Genomic DNA, 22,870 nt, shown 5'->3' on the forward strand with positions numbered 1-22,870 from the left:
CCGTTCATCGTGCTGTCACAGAGGCTTCGTCAGGTCGGCGCGCGTGTCCGGGCGCGGCCCCTGCCTCGAGGGCCCGGCCGGGAGTCCGGCCGAGGGCCCGGCGAACCGGGAGGCGGTCGGGCCGGTCGCCGGTCGACAATGCGGGATGCCGATACGTGAAGCGTCTTCCGAGGACGCGGCGGCCGTCGCCGCCGTGCACGTCCTGTCCTGGCGGGCCGCCTACCGCGACCTGCTCCCCGCCCCCTACCTGGACGCCCTGGACGTGGCGGAGCGCACCGCCGTGTGGCGGGCCCGGCTGACGGCCCCCGACCGGCCGACGGTCCTGGTGGCGACGGGTGCCGGCGGGCGGGTGCTCGCCTTCTCCTGTTTCCGGGCCTGGTCGGGCGAGGGGCTCGATCCCGCCACGACGGCCGAGCTGGCCGCCCTCTACGCGCTGCCGGAGGCGTGGGGCACGGGCGTGGGGCGGGCGCTCCTCTCGGCGTCCACGGAGGCGCTCGTGGTGGCCGGTTTCCGTACGGCGGCGCTGTGGGTGCTCGCGGGCAACGCGCGGGGGCGCCGGTTCTACGAGGCGGCGGGCTGGCGGCCGGACGGCGAGGTCGTACGGGAGGAGACGGGAGGCCGCGTCCTGGAAGAACTCCGTTACGGGCGGGACCTGTTCACCTGAGGCCTTGTCCACATTTCAAGACGCAGGTCTCATCATGCGACATCCGCGCGTACGGTGATGACACCCGCCCACACCGAGGGAGTCGCTTCCATGACGCACGCCTCCGCTCCGTCCGCGCACGACGCGGCCCACGAGACCGCCGTCTACACCCACGGCCACCACGAGTCGGTCCTGCGCTCGCACAGCTGGCGGACCGCCGCCAACTCGGCGGCCTACCTGCTGCCCGCGCTGCACGCCGGCCTCGACGTCCTGGACGTGGGCTGCGGGCCCGGCACCATCACCGCCGACCTGGCCGCCCTGGTCGCGCCCGGCCGGGTGACCGCGGTCGACGCGGCCGACGGCGTCCTGTCGAAGGCCCGTGCCGTGGCGGCCGAACGCGGCCTGGACAACGTCGAGTTCACCGTCGCCGACGTCCACGCCCTGGACTTCCCCGACGACTCCTTCGACGTCGTCCACGCCCACCAGGTGCTCCAGCACGTCGGCGACCCGGTCCAGGCGCTGCGCGAGATGCGGCGGGTGTGCCGTCCCGGCGGCGTCGTCGCGGCCCGCGACAGCGACTACGGGGCCTTCGCCTGGTTCCCCGAACGGCCCGTACTGGACGGCTGGCTGGACCTGTACCACCGCGTCGCCCGCGCCAACGGCGGCGAGCCGGACGCGGGACGGCGCCTGGTCTCCTGGGCCCGGCGGGCCGGCTTCACCGACATCACGACGACGGCCACCTCCTGGTGCTTCGCCACCGCCGAGGAGCGTGCCTGGTGGAGCGGCCTGTGGGCGGACCGTACGACCGACTCCTCGTACGCGGACCTGGCCGTGTCCGGCGGCCACGCGACCGCCGCCGAGCTGGCGTCGATCGCGGAGGCCTGGCGGGAGTGGGGCACGCGGGAGGACGCCTGGTTCATGGTCCCGCACGGCGAGATCCTGTGCCGGGTGCCCTGAACGGCGGGCAGCCGGCCGTCTCAGTACAGGTCGTGGTGTACGCCGATGCAGTCCGGGTCCTGACGCGGGCAGCTCGGATGGGGTGTCCGGTCCGGCTCCGGGGGCGGGGCCCGATCCTGGAGGACCGGCGCGGGCGGCGGCATCACGAAGGCGTCGCAGAGGCAGGTGTCGCAGGCCCCCGAGAACCGGGGCGCCCCGTGACGGAAACGCGGATGCCCGCACCGGCACTCCTGCGTCGCCCAGGCCGCCATCTCCGAACCCTCCCCCGCCCTGCCAGGACCGGCGTCCCGTCAGGGCCACCGTCCTTGTCAGGCCGCCGCCCCGTCACCGTCTCCGTACCGTCACCGTCTCCGTACCGCCACGGCCCCCGCCCCGTCCAGGGTAGCGACCAGGCGCCCTCCCCGGCCCGTCCTCAGCTCGGACGCATCCTGAACTCGTAGGCGTACGGGAGGGGTTCGTCGGTGAGGCGGGCCCAGACCTCGCCCAGGATCTCGGCGCCCTCGCGCAGGTCCGCGACCTCGAAGCCGGTGTCGAAGACGGTCCGGGCCTCGTCCTTCCTGCCCTCGGCGAGCAGCAGCCGCGCTTCGAGGAGCCGGAAGGCTCCACCGTCCCGGGCCCGCTCCGGCAGCCGGCCCCAGAGGGTCCTGGCGTGTTCGGGCCGGCCTGCGGCCAGCAGCGCCTCGACCGCCTCACGGCCGAGAGCGGCGGCGACCGCCTCGTGGCCGGCTCCGCGCTCTGTCTCCTGGCCCGCCTCGTGGTCGGCTTCGTGGTCGGCGAAGGCCTCCGTGAAGCGTTCGGCGGCCCGGTCGAGGTGTCCGTCCTCCCGGTCGGCGACGGCCAGGCAGTACAGCAGGGGCCAGCGCACGCCGGCCTCCTTGAGCCCCCGCTCCCAGCTCCGTACCGCCTGGGCGCGGTCACCGGCGTGCCACTGCGCGATGCCGAGGTGGTACTCGGTGGTCGGATCGGCGGGGGCGGTCTCCAGCATGTCCCGCCAGGGCGCGGCGACGAGCGGCGCGCCCGGCACGGCGCTGTCCGCCGGGGGCGGTAGGACGCCGGTCCGGAGCAGTTCCCGCCAGGGCTCCTGGTCGGGGCCGAGCGTCGACTCGGGGAACGGCGTGCCCGGCAGGTCGTGGCGTCCGCGCAGGACTTCGAGGGCTCCCCAGCCGGAGCCGACGGCGAGGACCTCCTCCGGCGCGGTGTCGGCCGCGTCCTCGCGCCAGGCCCGGTACGCCTCGTCGACCGCGTCCCGGGGCAGGGCGCCGGCCAGGCTCCGTTCGGCGTCGGCGCGGGCGGCCGCCCAGTCGTCGCCGAGCGCCGCGGCGGGGTCGGCGGCGAGCGGCCCGTACGCCTCCAGCCAGCTGAACTCGGCACCGCCCGGGAGTTCCAGGTGCTCCAGCTGGGTGCGGGCGAGTCCGGCCTGGATCTCGGCGTAGCCGGGGGTGCCGGGTTCCGTCAGCCACTCCTGCCAGCGCCGGCCGCCGCGCCCGGTGCCCCACAGGAAGAGCTTGCGGCCGCGCAGCCGGTCGGTGGAGGTCTGGACGAGTCCGGTGCCGTCCTCGTCGAGGGCGGCGATCCAGCGGCGCTGTCCCTCGGGCAGGTCGTAGAAGAAGTCGGCGGCGTGGGTGCCGTTCAGGGGGTACGTGCGGTCGGTGCCGTCCTCGGCGACGGGGACGGGCAGGCGGCGCAGGCCGCGCTCGTAGCCGTGGTGCCAGGCCGCGTCGGCGGGCGCGAGGACCCGGCGGTGCTCGGGGACGGCGGTGTTGGACCACCAGTAGACGGGGGCGGTGCGCTCGTGGGGGTTACGGATCCGGACCCCGGCGTACAGGAAGTCGGAGCCGTCCGGGAGCCACAGGTCGACCTGGAAGGGGAGATCGCGCAGCCGCTCCCACTCCCACAGGCGGAGCATCGGTCCGCCGTCGGGCGCGCGGACCGTCGCCGCGTGGAGGGGCGAGCAGGACAGGGTGGTGTGGCCGGTGGCCCCGATGTTCCACTCGATGCCGCCGGAGAACCAGGCGCCGTTGAGCGCGAAGGCGGCGGGCTGGAACACGGGGTTGCGGTAGAGGAGTTCGCGCCCGGTGGGCTTGTGGTGGAGGGAGTGGATCCGGCCGCCGAGGCCGGGCAGCACGGTCACCCGGAGCCGGTCGTTCTCGATCACGATCGTGTCGAGGTCCGTGGGGGTGCGCTCACGGCCGTAGCCGTCGCGCACCGGGGCGGGCAGCAGGCTGCGCAGGGGTGCCCGCCCGATGCCCCGGGCCATGTCGCGCGGGAGTTCCGCGAGGGTCCGCGCGTCGACCGCGTGGGCTCCGGCACCGGCGGGTGTCCGCAGCGCGGGAAGAGGGTTGTCCGGGCCCAACGGGGCCGCGGGCAGCGTGAGTACGGCACGTCGAACGGTCGTCATGGCCCCATGGAACACTCCGCTGGCCGTCCTGACCAGGGGTTCTCCCCGCCGGACGGCGCCAGGTGGCAGGGCCTTCACGGTGCCCGGATATTCCCGGCGGCGCGGGCGGCCCCGCCGTAGTGTGGACGGTCGGCGCGCCGCCCGGCGGCCGGGGAACGACGGTACTGGAGTACGAACGATGGGCACGCAGCACACCTACCGGGTCATCGTGCGCGGCACGTTCGACGGCCTGTCGGAGGAGAGCCGGTCCCGGCTGCTCGCCGAGGCGGACGCGCACGGGCTGACGGCGATGCAGTTCACGGAGGAGGGCTCGCTGTCCTACGACCGGACGCTGAAGCACTTCTCGTACCGCCTGGTCGTCGTCTCCGACGCCGAGGACGGCGACGAGATGGCGGGCGCGCTCGCGGAGTACCGGGTGGAGACCGCGCTGAGGGAGCTCGGCCACGGGTACAAGGCGCTGCGGTCGACCGTGACCGACCTCGACACGATGAAGATCAACCACAAGCGTCGCTGAGCGGCCCGGCCGGGGGCGGGGCCGGGGCTCGGCCATGGGCCAGGGCCAGGGCTCCGGCTCCGGCTCCGGCTCCGGCTCCGGCTCCGGCTCCGGCTCGATGATCGCCCAGCGTTCGTGGTCCCGCCAGGCCCCGTCGACGAAGAGCATCGCGGGGGAGAAGGCCTCCAGGCGGAAGCCCGCGCGGTGGACCAGCGCGCGGGAGGCGGTGTTGCCGGGCTGGATGTTCGCTTCGAGGCGGTGCAGCTCCAGGGGCCCGAAGGCGTACGCGATCAGCAGCCCCAGGGCCTCGGTGAACAGTCCCCGCCCGGCGGCGTGCGCGAAGGCGCCGTACCCGAGCGCCCCGCTGCGGAAGGCGCCCCTGACGATGTTGTTGATGCTGACGAATCCGGCGATCCCGCCGCCCGGGTCACGCTCGCACACCAGGAAGCCGGCGCGCGCCGGGTCCTCGATCAGAGGGGTCGCGTAGGCGTTGTACGCCTCTACCGTGCACGGCGGGAAGAGCCAGGGCCGGTGGAGCTCCCGGCTCTCGCGGGCACGGGCCGTGAACTCCTCGGCGTCGTCGGGGGAGAAGGCACGCGGACCCACGCGGGGCCGATGGCGAGGTACCGGCCACGATCGTCGGACATACGGCCAGGCTATGCCGGACCCGTCGGCGTGCCCCGCGTGCCACGGGACGGCCGTGGCCTGCCGCGGCCGTCAGCGGCGCGCCGTCCGCACCCGGGGCGGGCAGGTCTCGCCCTTCCGTACGACCCCGATCATGACGGTGGTGCGGCGGTCGAGGTCCGTCCCCGCCGCCGGGTACTGCGTGCAGACCTCCCACCTCGGCGGCCACAGCACCCGCCGGTCCCGTCCGCTCACGTCGTGGACGTCGAGGCGGGTGCGGCGGTCCAGGCGGGTGAAGACCTGCCAGAGGCCCCGGCCGAGGAAGTCGGGTACCGGGCGGGTCCTGGCGTCGTCGTCCGGCGCGGCGGTCCCCTCGGCCGAGCTGACGGCGACGGCGGCGAGCGCGAGCACGGCGCCCGCGCCCACGACGGCGCGCCGCTTCACTTCCGTCTCCGGGCGGCCACGTAGAAGCCGCGGGCCGCGCCGAGGATCGCGGTCGCGAGCAGGGCCAGACAGAGCGGCATGGTGACTTCGGGGACCAGGATACGGATCTTGACCTCGCGGGTGTTCTGGAAGATGAAGATCAGGGTGATGGTCGCGAGCGCCGCCATCCCGATGCGGCCGGGGGTGAGGGACTCGGTGAACCGGGACCTCCCCCCGCCCGGTGTCCGTGACGTCTCCTTGGGACTCATGCCCGGCCCTCTCCTCCGTCGCGCCGTCGGTCGTACCCGGCCACCGCCGTGGGACCAGAATGGGGTGAGCGGGGCCTCACCATGACGGCGAGGAGAGCCGTCCGGGTGACTTGTCAGACAACGCGGGCCGACTACCGTAGTGCCGGACACCGACGGAGACACGGTGCCGGTACACCGGCGGGAACGAGACGAGGAGCGGCCGTGGCGGTCAGCGGACAGCGGCGGCGACCGGTCGTGGCGCTCTACGAGCGGATCGCGGACGCGGTCCACGACGGCACGTATCCGCCGGGTTCGACGCTCCCCTCCGAGCCCAAGCTCGCCGCGGAGCTCGGCGTGAGCCGGCCCGCCCTGCGCGAGGCTCTGCTGCTGCTCCAGGAGGACGGCCTGCTCTCCGTGCGGCGCGGGGTGGGGCGGACCGTCAACGACCGCCCGCCCCGGCGCGGCTTCGAGCACGTCCAGCCGCTGGAGGAGCTGATCGGGGCAGGGGCGCCGCTGCGGGTACGGGCGCTGCTGCGGACGGTCGAGGAGCCGACCGACTTCACCACCCAGCACCTGCTCGCTCCGGCCCGTGTCGAGCTGCGATTCTGGGAGTCCGTGCTGGTCGGGGAGGGTACGGCGGCGGCGCTGAGCCACGAGTGGGCCGCGGCCGACGAGCTGCTCGACGAGGTGCACCCCGAGTTCGCACGGGCTCTGCGGGCGACGGATCCGGACGCCCCGGCCGGGGCGGGGAGCCCGGGGCGCGGACCCGCGGTCTCCATGCTCTCGGTCCTCGTCGGGGCCTCGCGCGAGACGGCGCTGAGCGCACACAGCGGGATCACGGCGACGCTGCTCGGGCGGCGGCGCGGGGAGCAGCTGGGACGCCCGGCGGACACCCCCGCCGTGCTGGTCACCCAGGTCGTACGGGTCGGCGAGACCCCGGTCCTCGCGGCCAAGCACATGCTCCCGACGGGCGCTCCCGCCCTGCCGGTGCTCCAGTCCCACTGAGCACCGCCGGCCCCGCCGGGAACCGCCTTCGGGACCCGTGTCGGAACCGTCACAGCGCGCCCCTCCCCGGTGGCGTACACTTCCCCGCCATGCACTTGTCTGACAACCTCGCCACGCCTGCCGTCACCACCGTCTCCGAGTGGATCCGCCGGGCCCCCAAGGCCGTCCTCCACGACCACCTCGACGGCGGGCTGCGCCCCGCGACCATCGTCGAACTGGCGCGGGAGTGCGGCTACACCTCGCTGCCGACCGAGGACCCGGCCGCGCTCGCGGTCTGGTTCCGGGACGCCGCCGACTCCGGCTCCCTTGAGCGCTACCTGGAGACCTTCGCCCACACCTGCGCGGTCATGCAGACCCGTGCGGCGCTCACCCGCGTCGCGGCCGAGTGCGCCGAGGACCTGGCGGCGGACGGCGTCGTCTACGCCGAGATCCGCTACGCCCCCGAGCAGCACCTGGAGGGCGGGCTGAGCCTCGACGAGGTCGTCGAGGCGGTCAACGACGGCTTCCGCGAGGGCGAGCGCAGGACCGGCGGCCGCATCACCGTCCGTACGCTCCTCACCGGCATGCGGCACACCGACCGCTCCCTCGAGATAGCCCGGCTCACGGTCGCGCACCGGGACAACGGCGTGGCCGGCTTCGACATCGCCGGCGGCGAGATCGGCAACCCGCCGGCCCGCCACCTCCCCGCCTTCCAGCACCTGAAGCGGGAGAACTGCCACTTCACGATCCACGCGGGCGAGGCGGTCGGCGCCGAGTCGATCCACGAGGCCGTGCAGGTCTGCGGCACCGAGCGGATCGGCCACGGTGTGCGGATCACGGACGACATCGCCGAGGACGGCACGCTGGGCCGGCTGGCCTCGTACGTCCGGGACAACCGCATCGCCCTGGAGGTCTGCCCGACCTCCAACCTCCAGACGGGCGCGGCGAAGGACTACGCCTCGCACCCGATCGACGAGCTGCGCCGGCTCGGTTTCCGCATCACGCTCAACACGGACAACCGGCTGGTCTCCGGCACCACCATGAGCGAGGAGTTCCAGCACATGGTGGACGCCTTCGGGTACGGCCCCGAGGTCTTCGAGGAGTTCACGGTCGCCGCCCTCGACGCCGCCTTCCTGCCGCTGCCGGAGCGGCAGCGGCTGATCGACGAGGTGGTCCGCCCGGGATACGCGGCACTCTGACCGCCGCCGCGGACCGGCCGACGGCCGGCCGGTCCCGCTGGCGGTGGCTGCTGACGGACCGGGGCGCCGAGCCGGCGCGCCGAGCCGCAGAACGGGGGTACCGGCGCGCGGCTCGGCACAGGGCCGGTGTCCCGGGGTCGGCGCGAGGGCCGGTGTCCCGGGGTCGGCGCGAGGCCGGTACGTCGAGGTCAGCGCAGGGCCGGTACGTCGAGGGTGAGCGTGCCCTCGTCCGCGTCGAGCGTCCCCGGCACCCCGAGCGGCACGGTCAGCGCCGTCGTGCTGTGACCGAAGCCCATCTCCTCCACGACCGGCACGCCGAGCCCGCCGAGCCGGTCGGCGAGCACCGCCCGCACCTCCTCGTACGGACCGCACTCCGCCCAGGAGCCGAGGCCGATTCCGGTGACGCCGTCCAGCCAGCCGGAGCGCAGCAGCTGGGTGAGGACGCGGTCGAGCCGGTACGGCTCCTCCCCCACGTCCTCCAGGAGCAGCAGCCCACCGCGTGCCGAGGGCCGGCCGTACGGGGTGCCCAGGTCGGCGGCGAGGAGGCTGACGCAGCCGCCGAGGGTCACCCCCCGGGCCCGGCCCGGCACCAGGGCCCGTGCCGTCTCCAGGCCGATGCTCCGTACCGACTCGGGCTCGAACAGGGTCGCCCGCAGCGACTCCTGGGTGCGCGGGTCCGAGAGGAAGGTGCCGGCGGCGACCATCGGACCGTGCAGGGTGGCGAAGCCGGTCCGGACGGCGAAGGCCTCGTGCAGGGCGGTGACGTCGCTGTAGCCGACGAACGCCTTGGGCCCGGCCCCCCTGATCGCCCTCCAGTCGACGAGGTCGACCATGCGCTGCGCGCCGAACCCGCCGCGCGCGCAGATGACGGCGGAGACCGACGGGTCGCACCAGGCCTCCGTGAGGTCCCGGGCCCGCCCCCGGTCGGTGCCCGCGAGGTGGCCGAGGGTGGGATGGGTGTCGAGGACGTGCGGGGCGACCACGGGGTCCAGGTCCCAGGCGCGCAGGATGTCGAGGCCCGCCCGCAGACGGTCCTCGGGGACGGGCCCGCTGGGCGCGACGACGGCGACCCGCGCGCCGGGCCGGAGCCGCTCGGGCCGGACGAGCGATCCGGCCCCCGGCCCGACCCTGGCCGCTCGGTCGTCGACGGGGCCGGTCACGTGCGGTACTCCAGAGCGGGCACGTCCGTCCGATGGACGCCGAAGACCCGCGCGTACAGGGAGAGTTCGGCCTCCAGGGCGCGGACCAGGGTCTCGGCCCCGCGGAAGCCGTGGCCCTCCCCCTCGAAGGCGAGATAGGCGTGCGGGACGCCCCGGCCGGCCATGGCCGCGAGGAACCGTTCGGCCTGCACGGGCGGGCAGATGACGTCGTCGAGCCCCTGGAGCAGCAGGAAGGGGACCGTGACGCGGTCGACGTGCTCGATCGGCGAGCGCTCCTCGTACCGGGCGGGCACCTCCTCCAGGGCGCCGATGAGGCCGTACAGGTACTGGGACTCGAAGTCGTGGGTCTCGTCGGTCGCCCAGCCCCGCAGGTCGAGGATGGGGTAGATGATCGTGCCGCAGGCGTACACGTCGGTGGCGACGAGGGAGGCGGCGGTCGTCCAGCCGCCGGCACTGCCGCCGCGCACGGCGAGACGGGCCGGGTCGGCGGTGCCCTCGGCCGCGAGCGCCTCGGCGACGGCCGCGCAGTCCTCGACGTCGACCACGCCCCACTGCTCGCGCAGCCGCTCCCGGTACTCCCGGCCGTAGCCGGTCGAACCGCCGTAGTTGACCTCGGCGACCCCGATGCCCCGCGAGGTGAAGTAGGTGATCTCCAGGTCGAGGACGAGCGGGGCGTGCCCGGTGGGACCGCCGTGGGCCCAGATGACGTAGGGCGGCAGTTCGCCCTCCGGCCCGGTGAACCCCGGGTGGTGGGGCGGGTGGACCTGGGCGTGGATCTCCCGCCCGCCGGGGCCGGTGAAGGTACGGAGAACGGGCTCGGAGTAGTGGCCGGGATCGACGGCGTCGGTGTGCGCGGCGCCGACCACGCGGGTGCGGCCGGTGCGGGTGTCGAGCTCGACGAGCTCGTACGAGCTGTGGGGTCCGGCGGCGACGCCGACCACCCGGGTGCCGTGGGCGGCGAGCGTCGAGGCCCATTCGGTCCGGGGCCCCGTGGCGTCGACGAGTGCGCCGCGCTCGGGGTCGAGGATGCCGAGGGTGGTGGTCCCCCTGCCGTGGACGACGGCGATCAGCCCGTCCTCCAGGGGGGTGAACCAGGTGAGTCCGATCTTCCAGAGCGGTCCGCCGAACTCCTCGGCGCGGGAGCAGAGCGCGACCGGTTCTGTCACCCCGCCGTCCGCGTCGACCTCCGCCCGGTAGAGGTTCCACCAGCCGGTGCGGTCGCTGACGAGGAGCAGCCGTCCCGCCGCGTCCCAGTCGACCTGTGGGATCGACTCGGCGGGCCCGCCCGCGACGGTCCTCGCCCCGTGGAAGGTGCCGTCGGGGGCGAGCTCGGCGATCAGGACCTCGGTGCCGTCCCAGGGCATCCGGGGATGGTCCCAGGCGATCCAGACCACCCGCCGCCCGTCCGGGGAGAGCCGGGGCCCGGTCACGAACCGGTGCCGTCCGTCGGAGAGCTCGCGCACCGCCGCGCGGTCCTCGGCCGCCGATCCGTCCAGGGGTACGGCGGCGAGCACCCGGCGCACGTCGGTCGGCGCGGGTCCGGTGAACTCCTCCAGGACGCACCACACCTCGCCCCGGTCCAGGTGGATCACCGGGTCCACCCAGCGCAGTCCGCCACCGACCCCGGAGACGGGGGTGAGGGGCCAGGGCTGCGCGCCGGGAGCGGCATCGGGTTCGTACGCGTACAACCGCTGGTCGGGGAAGTGGCAGAACACGGCGAACGGCCCGCCCTCGGGGCGTGCCGCCGCGGCCCAGGGCCGGCCGCCGTACTCGATCACCCGGCTGCGCACGTTCCACGGGGCGGGCAGCACGCCCTCCTCGGTGCCGTCGGCGCGCCGCCGGACGAGGGCGCGCCTGCCGCCCTCGGCGGGGCGGGGCGCCGTCCACCACAGTTCGTCGCCGACGGCGCCGAGGTACTCGGGCCGCCCGTCGTGCGCGGCGGCGAGCGCCGCGTCGACGGGTGACGGCCAGCTTCCGTAGGCGGCCGTGCTCTTCATGGGACTTCCCCCCGGTCGGATTCCTGCGCGCGGACGCGCCCGTGACGACTACGCGTCTGCTCGTCTGCTCGGCTACGCGGTCTTCAGATAGTGGTCGAGGACCCGGACACCGAAGTGCAGGGCGTCCACGGGGACCCGTTCGTCGACGCCGTGGAAGAGGGCCCCGTAGTCCAGGTCCGGGGGCAGCCGGAGCGGCGAGAAGCCGTAGCCGGTGATGCCGAGCCGGGAGAACTGCTTGGCGTCGGTGCCGCCGGACATGGTGAACGGCACGACGTGCCCTGCCGGGTCGAAGCGCTCGACGGCGGCCCGCAGCTTGGCGAAGGTCGGTGAGTCGACGGGGGCCTCGAGGGCCACCTCGCGGTGGTGGAACTCCCACTCCACGTCCGGCCCGGTGAGCCGGTCCATGGTCGCGGCGAACTCCTCCTCGGTGCCCGGCAGGGTCCGCCCGTCGATGTAGGCGACGGCCTGGCCGGGGACGACGTTGACCTTGTAACCGGCGTCCAGGATCGTCGGGTTGGTGCTGTTGCGGACGGTCGGTTCGACGAGGGCGGCGGCCGGTCCGAGCTTGTCGAGGAGCAGGTCCGCGTCGAGGTCGGGCGCCTGGGTGTCGATGTCGATGGCGTACAGCGCGGCCAGTTCGGTGAGGGCGGCGCGGACGGTCGCGGTGAGGCGGACGGGCCAGGTGTGCGAGCCGATCCGGGCGACGGCGTCGGCGAGGCGGGTGACGGCGTTGGCCGTGTTCACCTTGGAGCCGTGGCCCGCCCGGCCGTGCGCGGTCAGCTTGAGCCAGGCGGTGCCCCGCTCCCCCGCGGCGATCGGGTAGAGGGTGGTGCCGGGCTGCGGGTGGAAGCTGAACGCCCCGGACTCGCTGATGCCCTCCGTACAGCCTTCGAAGAGGGCGGCGTGCCGGTCGGCGAGGAAGCCGGAGCCGTCCTCGGCGCTGGCCTCCTCGTCGGCGGTGTAGGCGAGGACGATGTCGCGGCGGGGCCGGATGCCCTGCCGGGCCCAGGAGCGGACGACGGCCAGGACCATCGCGTCCATGTTCTTCATGTCGACGGCGCCGCGCCCCCACACGGTCCCGTCGCGGACCTCCCCGGAGAAGGGGTGGGTGGTCCACTCGGCGGGGTCGGCGGGCACCACGTCCAGATGGCCGTGGACGAGGAGCGCCTCGGCCGAGGGGTCTGTGCCGGGGATGCGCGCCACCACGTTGGTGCGGCCGGGAGTCCGCTCCAGGAGGGTGGGTTCGACGCCGGCGGCGGCGAGCCGTTCGGCGACGTACTCGGCGGCGGGCCGCTCACGGCAGTCGCCGCCGCCCCGGTTGGTGGTGTCGATGCGGATGAGCTCGGAGGTGAAGGTGACCACCTCGTCGAGCGCCGTCGTGTCCGCGCCCCGGATCTCCTCAGCCATACTGCTCCTCCACCGCGGCCGAGACGATGGTCGTGACCGCTTTGAACGTGCGAATTGACTCGTACATCGTCTCGCTGGTGTACGCGACGCGCCGCTCGCCGCTCCGCGCCACGCCGGGAACCACCGTGGCGGCGGCGCCCAGGTGCTCGGCGTCGAACTCGAGCTCCACGGTGAAGGGGCCGCCCCGGACCGGCTCGTGGCGGACGGCGAGCGCGGCGCCGGTCTTCGCCGCCGCCCGGATGTCGGCGGCGGTCCTGGCCGGCGTCCGGCACACCGCCGCGTACCGCGAGACGTGGTCCTTGACGGCGACCTTGGGGGCCTCCGGCGCGTACCCGAGGGCGTCCTCGCAGGTGAGGTCGTCGCCGGTGACGAGGACGACGGGGACCCCGTACTCCGCGACCACACGCGCGTTGAGCAGGCCCTCGCTCGCCCGCTCACCGTTGAGCCAGACTCCCGTGATGGAGTTGGCGAGATAGGTGTGGGCGAGGACGCCCTCCGCGCCGGCGCCCGTGTGGTAGCCGACGAAGGCGATGCCGTCGACGACGCCGTGCTGCACGCCCTCGACCATGGAGAGGGACTTGTGCTTCCCGGTGAGCATCTCGGCCCGCTCGTCGAGCCGCTCCAGGAGCAGGTTCCGCATAGACCAGTGCGCCTCGTTGATGAGCACCTCGTCGGCGCCGCCGTCGAAGAAGCCGAGCACGGCGGCGTTCACGTCGGAGGTGAACATCGCGCGGCACCGCTCCCACTGGGGCGTGCCGGGCAGCACGTCGGCGGGCCAGGTCACACCGGTCGCGCCCTCCATGTCGGCGCTGATGAGGATCTTCATGTCTGGCACCGTACGCGCCGCCCGGCGGCCCCACCACCCCTGTGGATAACCGCCGTTGGAGTGGACCACTGACGGTCACCGGGACGGCCGTACGGACCATCGGCGCAGTTCCGGATAGCGCCTGGGGTCGCCCTCGGCCAGTCGGCGCAGGGCCGTGGCGGCCCGTTCCCCGGGAGGGCTCCCGTCGTCGGGCAGGCGCCACAGGAACTGGCGGGGCTCCCCCTCCGCCTGCGGATTCCCGCCGGCGAGCGGCGGGCCGGTGAAGGTGACGACGGTCGTGTCCGGGTCGCGGAAGTCCGTACTGATCCAGCCCTGCCGCAGGCCCCAGCGGGTGAGGAGGTCCGGTCGGTCACGGAGCCCGGCGGTGATCAGCCGGGCGGTGTGCCGGGCCGGCCAGGTCCAGCCGTGGTCGTGCTCCGCGCGCGCGATCTCGGCGTCGTACGCGGCGGCGTCGAAGCGGTACGCGGGAAGGTCCGGCAGCCCGGCCGGTCCGCCCGGCCGCCGCCAGTCGCTCCACACGACGTGCTCGCCCTCGCGGCGCACGGTCACGTACAGCGCGCCGCAGCAGCCCTCGGTGCAGTACGCCTCCGCGAGCCGCACCTCCCGGGCTTCGGGCCCGGCCCGCAGCACGCCGCTGTCGAGGAGTCGCTCGGGGGAATCCCCCGACCCCTGGTCGAAGGCTTCCGGGACGAGAGGGCGTCCGTCGATCAGGAAGCGGGTCTCGACGACGTCCGGGTCGCCGGGGTCGGCGACGGCCACCTCGATCCGGAACCGGGGCGGGTCCCGCGGGACGGCGCGCAGCTGACGTGCGGTACGGCGGATCCAGTCGGCGCGTCGTCGCCCGTCCGGACCGGTCGGGGCCTCCCCCGGCCACGCCGCCGTGTCGAGCAGGACACGGTGGAGCTCCTCGCGCCGGCCGGGCGGCCAGGGCAGGAGGTACGAGGCTCCGCTGTGCAGGTCGAGGGCGAGGGTGAGCAGCCGGGCCCGGTGCTCCACGTCGCGGGGCAGCCGGTACGCGTGGGCGGCCACCGTCTCGTACAGGTCGACGGCGTCCGCGTACCGCACGATCTCGGTCAGGTAGTCCCGGCTGCTGGTCATCCGGGCGAGGAGGCGCACCGCCCGGGCGAGGAGGCCGGGGTGGGCGGGGTCCGCCCGGAGGAGGCCGGCGAGACCGACGGCCTCGGCGACCCGCCGGGCGACCTCGGGCCCCACTCCCCGCGCGTCGGCGGGAAGCCTCAGGAGCCGGTCGTGCACGGCCGCCCGGTCCCCGGTGGCCAGGGCGTCGACGAGGCCGCGCAGTTCCTCGCCCTCGGCCCGGTGGATCAGCCACACCAGGGCGGCGGCCTCCCGGTCCAGGGGCGCGAGGGTTTCGTCGACGGAGTGGCCGAGACCGTCGAGCAGGCCGAGGACGCGCAGGTACGGGACGTCCTCGGGTTCCGCGAGCCGGCCGAGGAGCCCGAGCCCGGCGGACACGCCCAGGACGGTCGTCCCGGTCCGGACGAGCCGGCGGGCGAACGATCGGGCACGCGCGCGTGCGGCGGTTTCGCCGGGCGGTTCGACGGCCGCCGCCGTGCGGAAGACGGCCTGCGCGCGGGCGACACCCGTCGCGGCGAGCGCGCGTTCCGCGTCCGCGACGGTCCGTGCGGGGTCGGGGGCGCCGAGGAGCGGGAGCAGGATGCCGGTGACGGCGGCGCGGGCCTCGCGGTGGCCGAGGCCCGCGCGCCTGCGGCCAGGGGGCCGCGCCGTGCCGGGGAGGGGGTGGCCGCCCCGGGGCGGCGGCCCGTCGGGGGCGCTGTCGCGCAGGCCCTTGGCGTACGCGTACAGGGAGGGTGCGAGCGCCGGGCGCTCGTGCGAGGCGCTCAACGCGCGGGGCGGAGCTCGATTCCGTAGGTCATGCGGGCATCCTGCCCTCTGCCGAGCCCGCACCGCCACCGGTTTACCGAGGGCTTCGAATCGGACGAAACACCGTCAACGGGCGCGTATAGGCTGTCGGCCGCACTTGTCGTTGTCGACCTTCCGGAGAGCCCTCGGTGACCATCGCCTTCACCCCGTCCGAAACGTCCCCCACCGAACCCGAGACCGTCACGGCGGTCTCCGAGCCGGAGTTCTGGGTGCCGTCGGCTCCCGAGCCCCAGGAGGCTGCACAGGAAGTCCAGGACACGGACGACGACGACCACGGCCAGGACGACGACCAGGACCGGGACCACGACCCCGTCGTCGTCCGTGACGCCCTGGACTTCGGGGTGTACGCGCGGACCGGTGGCTGGGCCTTCGCCCTCAAGGTGGCCCGGAGCGTCCGGCCCGGCGGCCAGGCCGCCGAGGGGACGGCCCGGACGAAGGTGTCGGCGAAGGCCTTCGCGGAGCTCGCGGGGTGCTCGCCGGAGCGGGTCATGCGCTACTACAAGGCCTGGGACATGGCGGCCGACGACGGTCTGGTCCCCCAGTTCGAGGTGCTCGTCCCCGGCGAGGACATCGAGCTGCCCGACGCGGACGTCTGGCTCGCGTACTACTCCTCCCGCAACAGCGCCTCGTCGGTGCGCGGCCAGGCGATCAGCGCGGCGGCCGAGGCGGAGGGCATCCGGCCGACGAAGGCCCTGGAGGTCGCGGAGAACCCGACGGCGCTGCGGGCCGCGATCCTGGCCGACCCGGGGACGGCGGAGGCCGCGCGGGGCGCGCTCCTCGACCGGATGAAGGAGGACCCGGCCCTCCAGACCGAGATGGCCCGCGCGATCGCGCGTACCGACGACCTGAAGAAGGCGGTGGCGAGCGAGACGAAGGCGGCCGACCGCATCGGGTACGTACGCCAGATCGTCGAGAACGGCCAGATCAGGACCCCCGCCGGGCAGACCGTGGAGGCGCCGGCCGAGCTGCGGGCCGAGGCGGAGCGGCACCTGTCCCTCCTCGACGAGCTCGACGACTCGGAGGAGGCGGGCGAGTGGGCCGGCGAGGCGTACGACGCGGTGAAGGGCCTGGTCGCGAAGGCGGTCGAGGAGGACCCGGCGCTGCGCGTCCAGGAGCGGCGGACGAAGTTCTACAACAGCCTGCAGAAGGCGACGAAGGTCTTCGAGGAGCTGACCCTGGACGAGGTGATGGAGGAGGACATCTACGAGGCCGACATGCTCCAGCGCCTCGAAGCCCTCCAGGAGGCGATCGGCACCTGCATCAGCGCGCTGCGCAAGGCGACGACCACCCCCTGAGCACAGCCGGTCAGTCCTGGTGGCCGAGCTGGAGGTCGCGCTCGGTGCGGCCCCCGCCGGCCATCTGGAGGACGGTCGCGACGGGCGGGTAGCCGGCGGCGATGACCGTGTACTCGCCGGAGGACAGGTCCACGAAGCGGAAGGTGCCGTCGGCCCCGGTGGTGAGGGTGTCGACGACGTTCCCCGCGGCGTCGAGCAGGGTGACCCGGGCGTCCTCGACGGGGCGCCCGCCGCCGGCCCGTACCGTGCCGCGCAGCACGGCGCCGCCGGCCAGTTCGATGTCCTGGCGGGTCTCGCGGGAGGCCTGGACGCTCACCGGGAGCGCGGCGGGCCGGAAGGCGGGGGCGCTGGCGGCGAGCGTGTACTCGCCCGCGACCAGTTCGGTGATGACGTACCCGCCCTCGCGTCCGCTGCGGGTGGAGGCGACGACCTCGCCCCGTACGTCGGTGAGGGTGACGGCCGCGTCCCGCACGGGCGTCCCGTCGGCGGTGACGACGCTGCCGGCGAGCCGCCCGGCGCCGCCGAGGACGACGTCGAGGTCGATCGGCCGGTCGCCGACGGTGACCGAGACGGCCTGGGGCTGGTGTCCGCCGGCCGCCGCGATCAGGACGTACGCGCCGCCGCCGGGGACGCTCAGCGCGTACCGGCCGTCCTCGCCGCTGGCGCCGCGGCCCACCTGCCGGCCCTGGACGTCGATGAGGGTGAGGGCGGCCCGGGGGACCCGGCTGCCGTCGTGGTGCTGGACGGTGCCGCAGACGGGGACCCCGGAGTGCGGCGGGGCGGCGGACGCGGGGACGTGGGTGGGCGCGGGCGCGGGTGCGGCGTGCCGGGCGTGCGGGACGGCCTGGACGCCGCCGAAGTCGTCGGCCCCGGTGGCCTCGGTGATGGGGCTGTGGTGGGACACCAGCGGTTTCTCCTTGAGGAAGAAGGCGAGGACGAGGCCGAGCACGAGGACCGGCACGAGGTACAGGAAGATGCGGGGCATCGCGTCCGCGTACGCCTGGATGTAGGCGTCGCGGACGGCGGGCGGCAGGGTGTGCACCGTCTGCGGGGTGATCGACTCGGCCGGCGGCAGGGACGTCGGGCCGCCGGAGAGGACGCCGGCGAGCCGGTCGCCGAGGGCGTCGTCGAGCCGGGAGGCGAAGAGGGTGCCGAAGACGGCGGCGCCGACGCTGCCGCCGATCTGCCGGAAGTAGTTGTGGGCGCTGGTGGCGGTGCCGAGGTCGGCGGGGCGTACGGAGTTCTGCACGGCGAGGACGAGGACCGGCATGACGAGGCCGATCCCGGTGCCGAGGACGGCCTGCCAGAGGCTGTGCTGGAGGCGCGGGGTGTCGACGTCCATCCGGGAGAGCAGCCACATGCCGAGGACGGAGACGGCTCCGCCGACCACCGGGTAGATCTTGTAGTGGCCGGTGCGGCTGATGAGCTGGCCCGAGACGACGGAGGCGATGACGATGCCGCCCATGAGGGGCAGCATCAGGAGGCCGGACTCGGTGGCGGTGGCCCCCTCGACCATCTGCAGGAAGCTGGGGAGGTAGCTGGCGGCGCCGAAGAGCGCGATGCCGACGACGGCGCCGACGAGGGCGGTGACGGTGAAGACGGAGTCGCGGAACAGCCGGAGCGGGATGAGGGGTTCGGGCGCGACGTGCTCGACGACCAGGAACAGCAGGGTCGTTCCGGCGGCGCCGCAGGCGAGGGCGAGGACGACCCGGGAGTCCCAGGCGTATTCGGTGCCGCCCCAGCTGGTCAGCAGGACGACGCAGGTGGAGGCCGCGGCGAGGAGCAGCGCGCCGAGGACGTCGAAGCGCGCGCGGGCGGTGGGCCTGGGGAGTTCGAGGACGACGGCGACGACGACGAGGGTGACGAGCCCGAAGGGCACGTTGAAGTAGAAGCACCAGCGCCAGGAGACGTGGTCGGTGAAGAAGCCGCCGAGCAGGGGTCCCGCGACGGAGGCGAGACCGAAGGCGGCGCCGATCAGGCCCATGTACCGGCCGCGTTCCCGGGCCGGGACGATGTCGGCGATGATCGCCTGGACGCCGATCATCAGGCCGCCCGCGCCGGCGCCCTGGAGCGCGCGGAAGGCGATGAGTTCGTCCATGCTGCGGGACCAGCCGGCGAGGCCCGAGCCGATGACGAAGACGACGATGGCGAAGAGGAAGACGCCCTTGCGGCCGAGGAGGTCGCCGAGCTTCCCGTAGATCGGCAGGCCGATGGTGGAGGTCAGCAGGTAGGCGGTGATCGCCCAGGACATCCGGTCGAGGCCCTGGAGCTCGCCGACGATCTTCGGCAGGGCGGTGGCGACGATCATCTGCTCGAGGGCCGCGAGGAGCAGCGCGAGCATGAGGCCGCAGAAGACGAGCCGGACGCGGCGGGGGTCGAGGGCGGCCGGTCCCGGGTCGGACGGCGGCGCGAGGTCGGCGGGCGGGCCGCCCGCCGCGAGGGGCTCCGCGTCCACCGCGCCGGCAGTGCCCTCCGCGTCATCGGCGGCTTTCGCCATCGTGATCGCACCCACGTGCTGCTCCCCTCGTCACGGCGTCTGCGCCGCGCCATTCTTCGCATTGGGCACGAAGGGGGAGCAAGTCGGGCGGTATGGGAGGGCGGTGGCGTCCGGGGTGCCGAACGGCCGGGCACTACGGCGCACTTGGGTCGCTCATCAGCGCCTTTACGAGGAGGCCCGCGCCCCCGTCGCGCACGGGGCGCGGGTAACGGGGGTGCGGGCGATCCACTCGAACCGGTGAACGCTCCGGTCGTTACTTCTCGGCTCGGCGCTCCCCGGCTCGTTACTTCTCGACCTCGTCCGCCAGCTTGGCGAGCAGGGCGTCGTAGATCCGGCCGAGGCCCTTGGGCGCGAAGGTCCGCTCGAAGAACCCTCCGACGCCGCCGGCACCGTCCCAGACGGTGGTGACGACGGCACGGGACTTGCCCTCGCCGGCGGGGGTCACGGTCCAGGTGGTGACCATGGAGGAGTTGCGGTCCTTCTCGACGAGCTGCCCGTCGGTGGGCTCGGTGACCTCCAGGAGGCAGTCGCGGACGCGCTTGCTGGTGGCCTGGAGCTTCCAGTGGACGAGGGTGCCCTCGCCGTCGCCGCCCTCGCGCACCTCGTACTCGCTGAAGTGCTCGGGGAGCACCTTCGCGCGCGTGCCGCTGTAGTCGGCCAGCGCGTCGAACACCGTCTCCGCGTCCGCGGCGATGATTCGTTCCGTCGTGGCCTCGACCTGCGCCATTGACTTCCTCCAGCTCGTGGTTCCTCAGGGGTGTGGGCCAAGCGAACCACGTGGGCTCCGGGGCACGAAATCCGGGTTGCGGCGATCAAGGGAACAGTTGTTCTATTCTGGTCGAACGGCCGACGTGAAGTCGAAGCGGAGCCGGAGCAGAGCCACCGAGGAGGCGTCCGTGCGCTGGGACAATCTGGGCGACACCCCTGCCGCTCCCGCCGACATCGCCCTGTTCGGCGCGGACTCGGTGACCACCCGCACCTTCGACACCCCCGAGTTCCGGGGCATCACCTTCCACGAGGTGCGCGCCCGTTCGATCCTCAACCGGGTGCCGGGCGCCTCCCGCATGCCGTTCGAATGGACGGTCAACCCGTACCGGGGCTGCACGCACGCGTGCGTGTACTGCTTCGCCCGCAAGACCCACAGCTATCTGGACCTCGACACCGGACTCGGCTTCGACTCCCAGATCGTCGTCAAGACCAACGCCCCGGAGGTGCTGGCCCGCCAGCTCGCCTCCGCCCGCTGGCAGGGCGCGCACATAGCGATGGGCACCAATGTGGACTGCTACCAGCGGGCGGAAGGCCGGTACCGCCTGATGCCGGGCATCCTCGCCGCCCTGCGGGACCACGCGAACCCCTTCTCGATCCTCACGAAGGGCACGCTGATCCTGCGCGATCTGGAGCTCCTCACCCAGGCCGCCCGGGTCACCGAGGTCGGCATCTCGGTCTCCGTCGGCTTCACCGACCGGGAGCTCTGGCGCACGGTCGAACCCGGCACCCCCGCCCCGCAGAGCCGCCTCGACGTGGTCCGCACACTGGGCGAGCACGGCATCGACTGCGGGGTCCTGATGGCCCCCGTGGTGCCCTTCCTCGGCGACCGGCCCGAGCAGCTGCGCGACACGGTCCGCGCGATCGCGGAGGCCGGGGCGAGCTCGGTCACCCCGCTCGTGCTGCATCTGCGGCCGGGCGCCCGCGAGTGGTTCATGCAGTGGCTGCGGCGCCACCACCCCGGCCTGGTGCGGCGGTACGAGCGGATGTACGCGGACGGGGCCTACGCGCCGACCTGGTACCAGCGCCGGATCACCCGTCAGGTGCACGAGATGGCCGCCGAGTTCGGCATCGGTCCCGCGGATCGGGGAGCGGCGCGCCGGACACCCGTACCGGAGGAACCGGAGGCGGCGGCGGCCCCGGAGCAGCTGACCCTCCTGTGACCACCACCCCGCCGACCCTCCTGTGACCGCCCCTCCTTCGATTCTTCCGACCATCGGACCGATCACCTGACACGCCGTCGGATTCCCCTCCGTTCGGGTCAACTCTCGCTGAAACAGTTCCCGTCGCGGCCCGTTCGGGACACAAACGTCCTATGACCCCACGCGCAGGAATGCTGATCGCCGCGGGAGCGCTGGTCGCCGGGACGGTCACCGTCCTGCCCGCCGCCCCCGCGGGCGCCGGTGAACCGGCCCCCCGACCGTTCCCCCCGCTCGCCTGGACCGGCTGTGCCACGAAGGCGTACCCGAAGCTCCAGTGCGCCACCCTGAAGGTGCCGCTCAACCACGACGACCCGGTCGGCCGGACCGTCACGCTCGCCCTCACCCGGGTCCCGCACACCGCGAAGACCTTCCAGGGACCGCTGCTCGTGAACCCGGGCGGGCCCGGCGGCAGCGGGCGGACCATGGCCGGGTACGTGGCGGCCTCCCTGCCTTTGAAGGTGGCCGCCGAGTACGACGTCATCGGCTTCGACCCGCGCGGCGTCGGCAAGAGCGAGCCCGCCCTCGACTGCCGGCCCGGCCACTTCGATCCGGTCCGCCCGGACTCGGTGCCGAGCAGCGCCGCGGGTGAACGGGCCGCGATCGAGCGGGCGCAGGCCTTCGCCGCGGCCTGCGGCGAGAAGTACGCGGACGTGCTGCCGTACATCGACACCGTGAGCACCGCACGGGACCTGGACGTCATCCGCCGCGCGCTCGGCGCCCCGAAGATCAACTACCTCGGCTACTCGTACGGGACCTACCTGGGCGCCGTGTACGCGCGGCTCCACCCGGACCGGGTGCGGCGCATGGCGCTCGACTCCGTCGTCAACCCGCACGGCGTCTGGTACGAGGACAACATCGCGCAGGACTACGCCTTCGACACCCGCCACAAGGACTTCATGGCCTGGGTGGCCCGGCAGGACGCCGTGTACAAGCTGGGCACCGACCCGGCGGCGGTCGAGGCGGCCTGGTACCGGATGCGCGACGCGCTGCGCGCGGCCCCGGCCGGCGGGAAGGTCGGCCCGGGCGAACTGGAGGACACCTTCCTGCCCGGCGGGTACTACAACGGCTACTGGCCCCGCCTCGCGAGCGCGTTCTCGGCGTACGTCAACGACGCGGACGCGGGTCCGCTGACGGAGGCGTACGAGCGGTACGGGGAGGCCGACGCCGCCGCCGACAACGGCTACTCGGTCTACACGAGCGTGCAGTGCCGGGACGCGGGCTGGCCCCGTGACTGGAACGTCTGGCGCAAGGACAACTGGGACGTGCACGCCAAGGCGCCCTTCTCGACCTGGAACAACGCCTGGTACAACGCGCCGTGCGCGTTCTGGCCGGTGGAGTCCCTCACCCCGCCGGACGTCACCAACGACCAGGTGCCGCCGGTCCTGATCCTCCAGGCCACGGACGACGCGGCGACGCCGTACGAGGGCGGGGTCGCCCTGCACCGGCTGATGCGCGGCTCCAGCCTGGTGGTCGAGGAGGGCGGCGAGAACCACGGGGTGACGCTCGGCGGCAACGACTGCATGGACGGGCACCTGGTGGAGTACCTCGCCACGGGCAAGGTCCCGCGCGCCGAGGGCGACGCGGAGGTGGACGCGGTCTGCGCCGCGCTTCCGGAGCCGGAGCCGGACCCCGTCGCCCCGGCCGGACCGAAGACAGGGCAGAAGACGGGACAGCAGGCCGGGCAGAAGGCGGGGCAGAAGTCCGGCAACCGGGCCGGCGCCCTGCGTACGGAGAGGACCGGCGCCACCCTGCACGGGCTCCTCGGCCACGTGCGCTGACGTCGCGGTGGACCCACCGGCGGTGTCCGTGCCCCCGGGGAGGCGGGCACCGCCGGTGGATCCGGCCGACGA

General features: G+C 74.1%; 18 protein-coding genes and 1 pseudogene. 8 read left to right on the forward strand and 11 right to left on the reverse strand.

Going from position 1 to position 22,870, the window contains the following annotated elements; all coding sequences use genetic code 11:
• Positions 1 to 145: 145 nt before the first annotated feature.
• Together ACFWUY_RS08720 and ACFWUY_RS08725 are read left to right on the forward strand one after the other, a co-directional pair.
• Positions 146 to 664 (forward strand): GNAT family N-acetyltransferase, encoded by a 519-nt coding sequence (locus tag ACFWUY_RS08720; RefSeq protein ID WP_384103878.1) that lies wholly within the window; start codon positions 146 to 148, stop codon positions 662 to 664.
• 90 nt (positions 665 to 754) lie between these two features.
• Positions 755 to 1,600 carry a methyltransferase domain-containing protein gene (locus ACFWUY_RS08725; RefSeq protein WP_384103880.1) on the forward strand — a complete coding sequence of 282 codons (846 nt, stop codon included), beginning with the start codon at positions 755 to 757 and terminating at the stop codon, positions 1,598 to 1,600.
• Positions 1,601 to 2,012: 412 nt separating this feature from the next.
• Here ACFWUY_RS08725 and ACFWUY_RS08730 read toward each other — a convergent pair whose 3' ends face one another.
• Positions 2,013 to 3,998 carry a DUF5107 domain-containing protein gene (locus ACFWUY_RS08730; RefSeq protein WP_384103882.1) on the reverse strand — a complete coding sequence of 662 codons (1,986 nt, stop codon included), beginning with the start codon at positions 3,996 to 3,998 and terminating at the stop codon, positions 2,013 to 2,015.
• 178 nt (positions 3,999 to 4,176) lie between these two features.
• Between ACFWUY_RS08730 and ACFWUY_RS08735 the strand changes: the two genes are divergently transcribed.
• Positions 4,177 to 4,512 carry a DUF6204 family protein gene (locus tag ACFWUY_RS08735; protein WP_384103885.1) on the forward strand — a complete coding sequence of 112 codons (336 nt, stop codon included), beginning with the start codon at positions 4,177 to 4,179 and terminating at the stop codon, positions 4,510 to 4,512.
• A gap of 99 nt (positions 4,513 to 4,611) precedes the next feature.
• Here the strand turns inward: ACFWUY_RS08735 and ACFWUY_RS08740 are convergent.
• The 3 genes and pseudogenes from ACFWUY_RS08740 to ACFWUY_RS08750 all read right to left on the reverse strand — a co-directional run.
• Positions 4,612 to 5,151, reverse strand: a pseudogene (locus tag ACFWUY_RS08740) (GNAT family N-acetyltransferase); the annotation flags it as partial.
• A 57-nt stretch (positions 5,152 to 5,208) separates the two neighbouring features.
• Positions 5,209 to 5,559 carry a hypothetical protein gene (locus ACFWUY_RS08745; protein WP_384103889.1) on the reverse strand — a complete coding sequence of 117 codons (351 nt, stop codon included), beginning with the start codon at positions 5,557 to 5,559 and terminating at the stop codon, positions 5,209 to 5,211.
• Positions 5,556 to 5,807, reverse strand: coding sequence for a DUF1049 domain-containing protein (locus ACFWUY_RS08750; protein WP_384103892.1), 252 nt, complete (start codon positions 5,805 to 5,807; stop codon positions 5,556 to 5,558). Before ACFWUY_RS08750 ends, ACFWUY_RS08745 begins: the two co-directional genes overlap by 4 nt.
• A gap of 201 nt (positions 5,808 to 6,008) precedes the next feature.
• Between ACFWUY_RS08750 and ACFWUY_RS08755 the strand changes: the two genes are divergently transcribed.
• Both ACFWUY_RS08755 and ACFWUY_RS08760 read left to right on the forward strand, forming a co-directional pair.
• On the forward strand, positions 6,009 to 6,791 hold the full coding sequence (locus ACFWUY_RS08755) for a GntR family transcriptional regulator (RefSeq protein WP_384103895.1): 783 nt from the start codon (positions 6,009 to 6,011) through the stop codon (positions 6,789 to 6,791).
• A gap of 89 nt (positions 6,792 to 6,880) precedes the next feature.
• Positions 6,881 to 7,969, forward strand: a complete 1,089-nt coding sequence (locus ACFWUY_RS08760; protein ID WP_384103898.1) for an adenosine deaminase — start codon at positions 6,881 to 6,883, stop codon at positions 7,967 to 7,969.
• Between the two features lie 188 nt (positions 7,970 to 8,157).
• On the opposite strand, the gene ACFWUY_RS08765 is transcribed toward ACFWUY_RS08760, so the two are convergent.
• The 5 genes from ACFWUY_RS08765 to ACFWUY_RS08785 form a co-directional block, all read right to left on the reverse strand.
• Entirely contained in the window at positions 8,158 to 9,129 is a 972-nt protein-coding gene (locus ACFWUY_RS08765) for an LD-carboxypeptidase (protein ID WP_384103901.1), read from the reverse strand.
• On the reverse strand, positions 9,126 to 11,126 hold the full coding sequence (locus ACFWUY_RS08770) for a prolyl oligopeptidase family serine peptidase (RefSeq protein WP_384103904.1): 2,001 nt from the start codon (positions 11,124 to 11,126) through the stop codon (positions 9,126 to 9,128). The genes ACFWUY_RS08765 and ACFWUY_RS08770 overlap by 4 nt, the downstream gene beginning before the upstream one ends.
• Before the next feature lie 72 nt (positions 11,127 to 11,198).
• Entirely contained in the window at positions 11,199 to 12,533 is a 1,335-nt protein-coding gene (locus tag ACFWUY_RS08775) for a M20/M25/M40 family metallo-hydrolase (RefSeq protein ID WP_384103907.1), read from the reverse strand.
• Positions 12,526 to 13,359 carry a M55 family metallopeptidase gene (locus tag ACFWUY_RS08780; RefSeq protein ID WP_384103910.1) on the reverse strand — a complete coding sequence of 278 codons (834 nt, stop codon included), beginning with the start codon at positions 13,357 to 13,359 and terminating at the stop codon, positions 12,526 to 12,528. The genes ACFWUY_RS08775 and ACFWUY_RS08780 overlap by 8 nt, the downstream gene beginning before the upstream one ends.
• Positions 13,360 to 13,434: 75 nt before the next feature.
• Positions 13,435 to 15,222, reverse strand: a complete 1,788-nt coding sequence (locus ACFWUY_RS08785) for a hypothetical protein (protein WP_384103913.1) — start codon at positions 15,220 to 15,222, stop codon at positions 13,435 to 13,437.
• 167 nt (positions 15,223 to 15,389) lie between these two features.
• Here ACFWUY_RS08785 and ACFWUY_RS08790 point away from each other — a divergent pair, with 167 nt between their 5' ends.
• Complete coding sequence (locus tag ACFWUY_RS08790; RefSeq protein ID WP_384103916.1) at positions 15,390 to 16,556, forward strand: hypothetical protein; 1,167 nt, start codon at positions 15,390 to 15,392, stop codon at positions 16,554 to 16,556.
• A gap of 10 nt (positions 16,557 to 16,566) precedes the next feature.
• On the opposite strand, the gene ACFWUY_RS08795 is transcribed toward ACFWUY_RS08790, so the two are convergent.
• On the reverse strand, positions 16,567 to 19,068 hold the full coding sequence (locus ACFWUY_RS08795; protein WP_384103920.1) for an MFS transporter: 2,502 nt from the start codon (positions 19,066 to 19,068) through the stop codon (positions 16,567 to 16,569).
• 268 nt (positions 19,069 to 19,336) lie between these two features.
• Entirely contained in the window at positions 19,337 to 19,780 is a 444-nt protein-coding gene (locus ACFWUY_RS08800; RefSeq protein ID WP_365780064.1) for an SRPBCC family protein, read from the reverse strand.
• Between the two features lie 169 nt (positions 19,781 to 19,949).
• On the opposite strand from ACFWUY_RS08800, the gene ACFWUY_RS08805 reads away from it, so the two are divergent.
• Together ACFWUY_RS08805 and ACFWUY_RS08810 are read left to right on the forward strand one after the other, a co-directional pair.
• Positions 19,950 to 20,981, forward strand: coding sequence for an Rv2578c family radical SAM protein (locus ACFWUY_RS08805; protein WP_384103924.1), 1,032 nt, complete (start codon positions 19,950 to 19,952; stop codon positions 20,979 to 20,981).
• A 152-nt stretch (positions 20,982 to 21,133) separates the two neighbouring features.
• Positions 21,134 to 22,798 carry an alpha/beta fold hydrolase gene (locus ACFWUY_RS08810; RefSeq protein ID WP_384103926.1) on the forward strand — a complete coding sequence of 555 codons (1,665 nt, stop codon included), beginning with the start codon at positions 21,134 to 21,136 and terminating at the stop codon, positions 22,796 to 22,798.
• Positions 22,799 to 22,870 lie beyond the last annotated feature (72 nt).

It is taken from the genome of Streptomyces sp. NPDC058664 (assembly GCF_042716635.1).
Classification (GTDB): domain Bacteria; phylum Actinomycetota; class Actinomycetes; order Streptomycetales; family Streptomycetaceae; genus Streptomyces.

Coding starts and splice junctions, on each gene's coding strand:
- ACFWUY_RS08720 (WP_384103878.1), top strand. CDS start 146: ATGCCGATACGTGAAGCGTCTTCCGAGGACGCGGCGGCCGTCGCCGCC.
- ACFWUY_RS08725 (WP_384103880.1), top strand. CDS start 755: ATGACGCACGCCTCCGCTCCGTCCGCGCACGACGCGGCCCACGAGACC.
- ACFWUY_RS08730 (WP_384103882.1), bottom strand. CDS start 3,998: ATGACGACCGTTCGACGTGCCGTACTCACGCTGCCCGCGGCCCCGTTG.
- ACFWUY_RS08735 (WP_384103885.1), top strand. CDS start 4,177: ATGGGCACGCAGCACACCTACCGGGTCATCGTGCGCGGCACGTTCGAC.
- ACFWUY_RS08750 (WP_384103892.1), bottom strand. CDS start 5,807: ATGAGTCCCAAGGAGACGTCACGGACACCGGGCGGGGGGAGGTCCCGG.
- ACFWUY_RS08760 (WP_384103898.1), top strand. CDS start 6,881: ATGCACTTGTCTGACAACCTCGCCACGCCTGCCGTCACCACCGTCTCC.
- ACFWUY_RS08770 (WP_384103904.1), bottom strand. CDS start 11,126: ATGAAGAGCACGGCCGCCTACGGAAGCTGGCCGTCACCCGTCGACGCG.
- ACFWUY_RS08775 (WP_384103907.1), bottom strand. CDS start 12,533: ATGGCTGAGGAGATCCGGGGCGCGGACACGACGGCGCTCGACGAGGTG.
- ACFWUY_RS08780 (WP_384103910.1), bottom strand. CDS start 13,359: ATGAAGATCCTCATCAGCGCCGACATGGAGGGCGCGACCGGTGTGACC.
- ACFWUY_RS08800 (WP_365780064.1), bottom strand. CDS start 19,780: ATGGCGCAGGTCGAGGCCACGACGGAACGAATCATCGCCGCGGACGCG.
- ACFWUY_RS08810 (WP_384103926.1), top strand. CDS start 21,134: ATGACCCCACGCGCAGGAATGCTGATCGCCGCGGGAGCGCTGGTCGCC.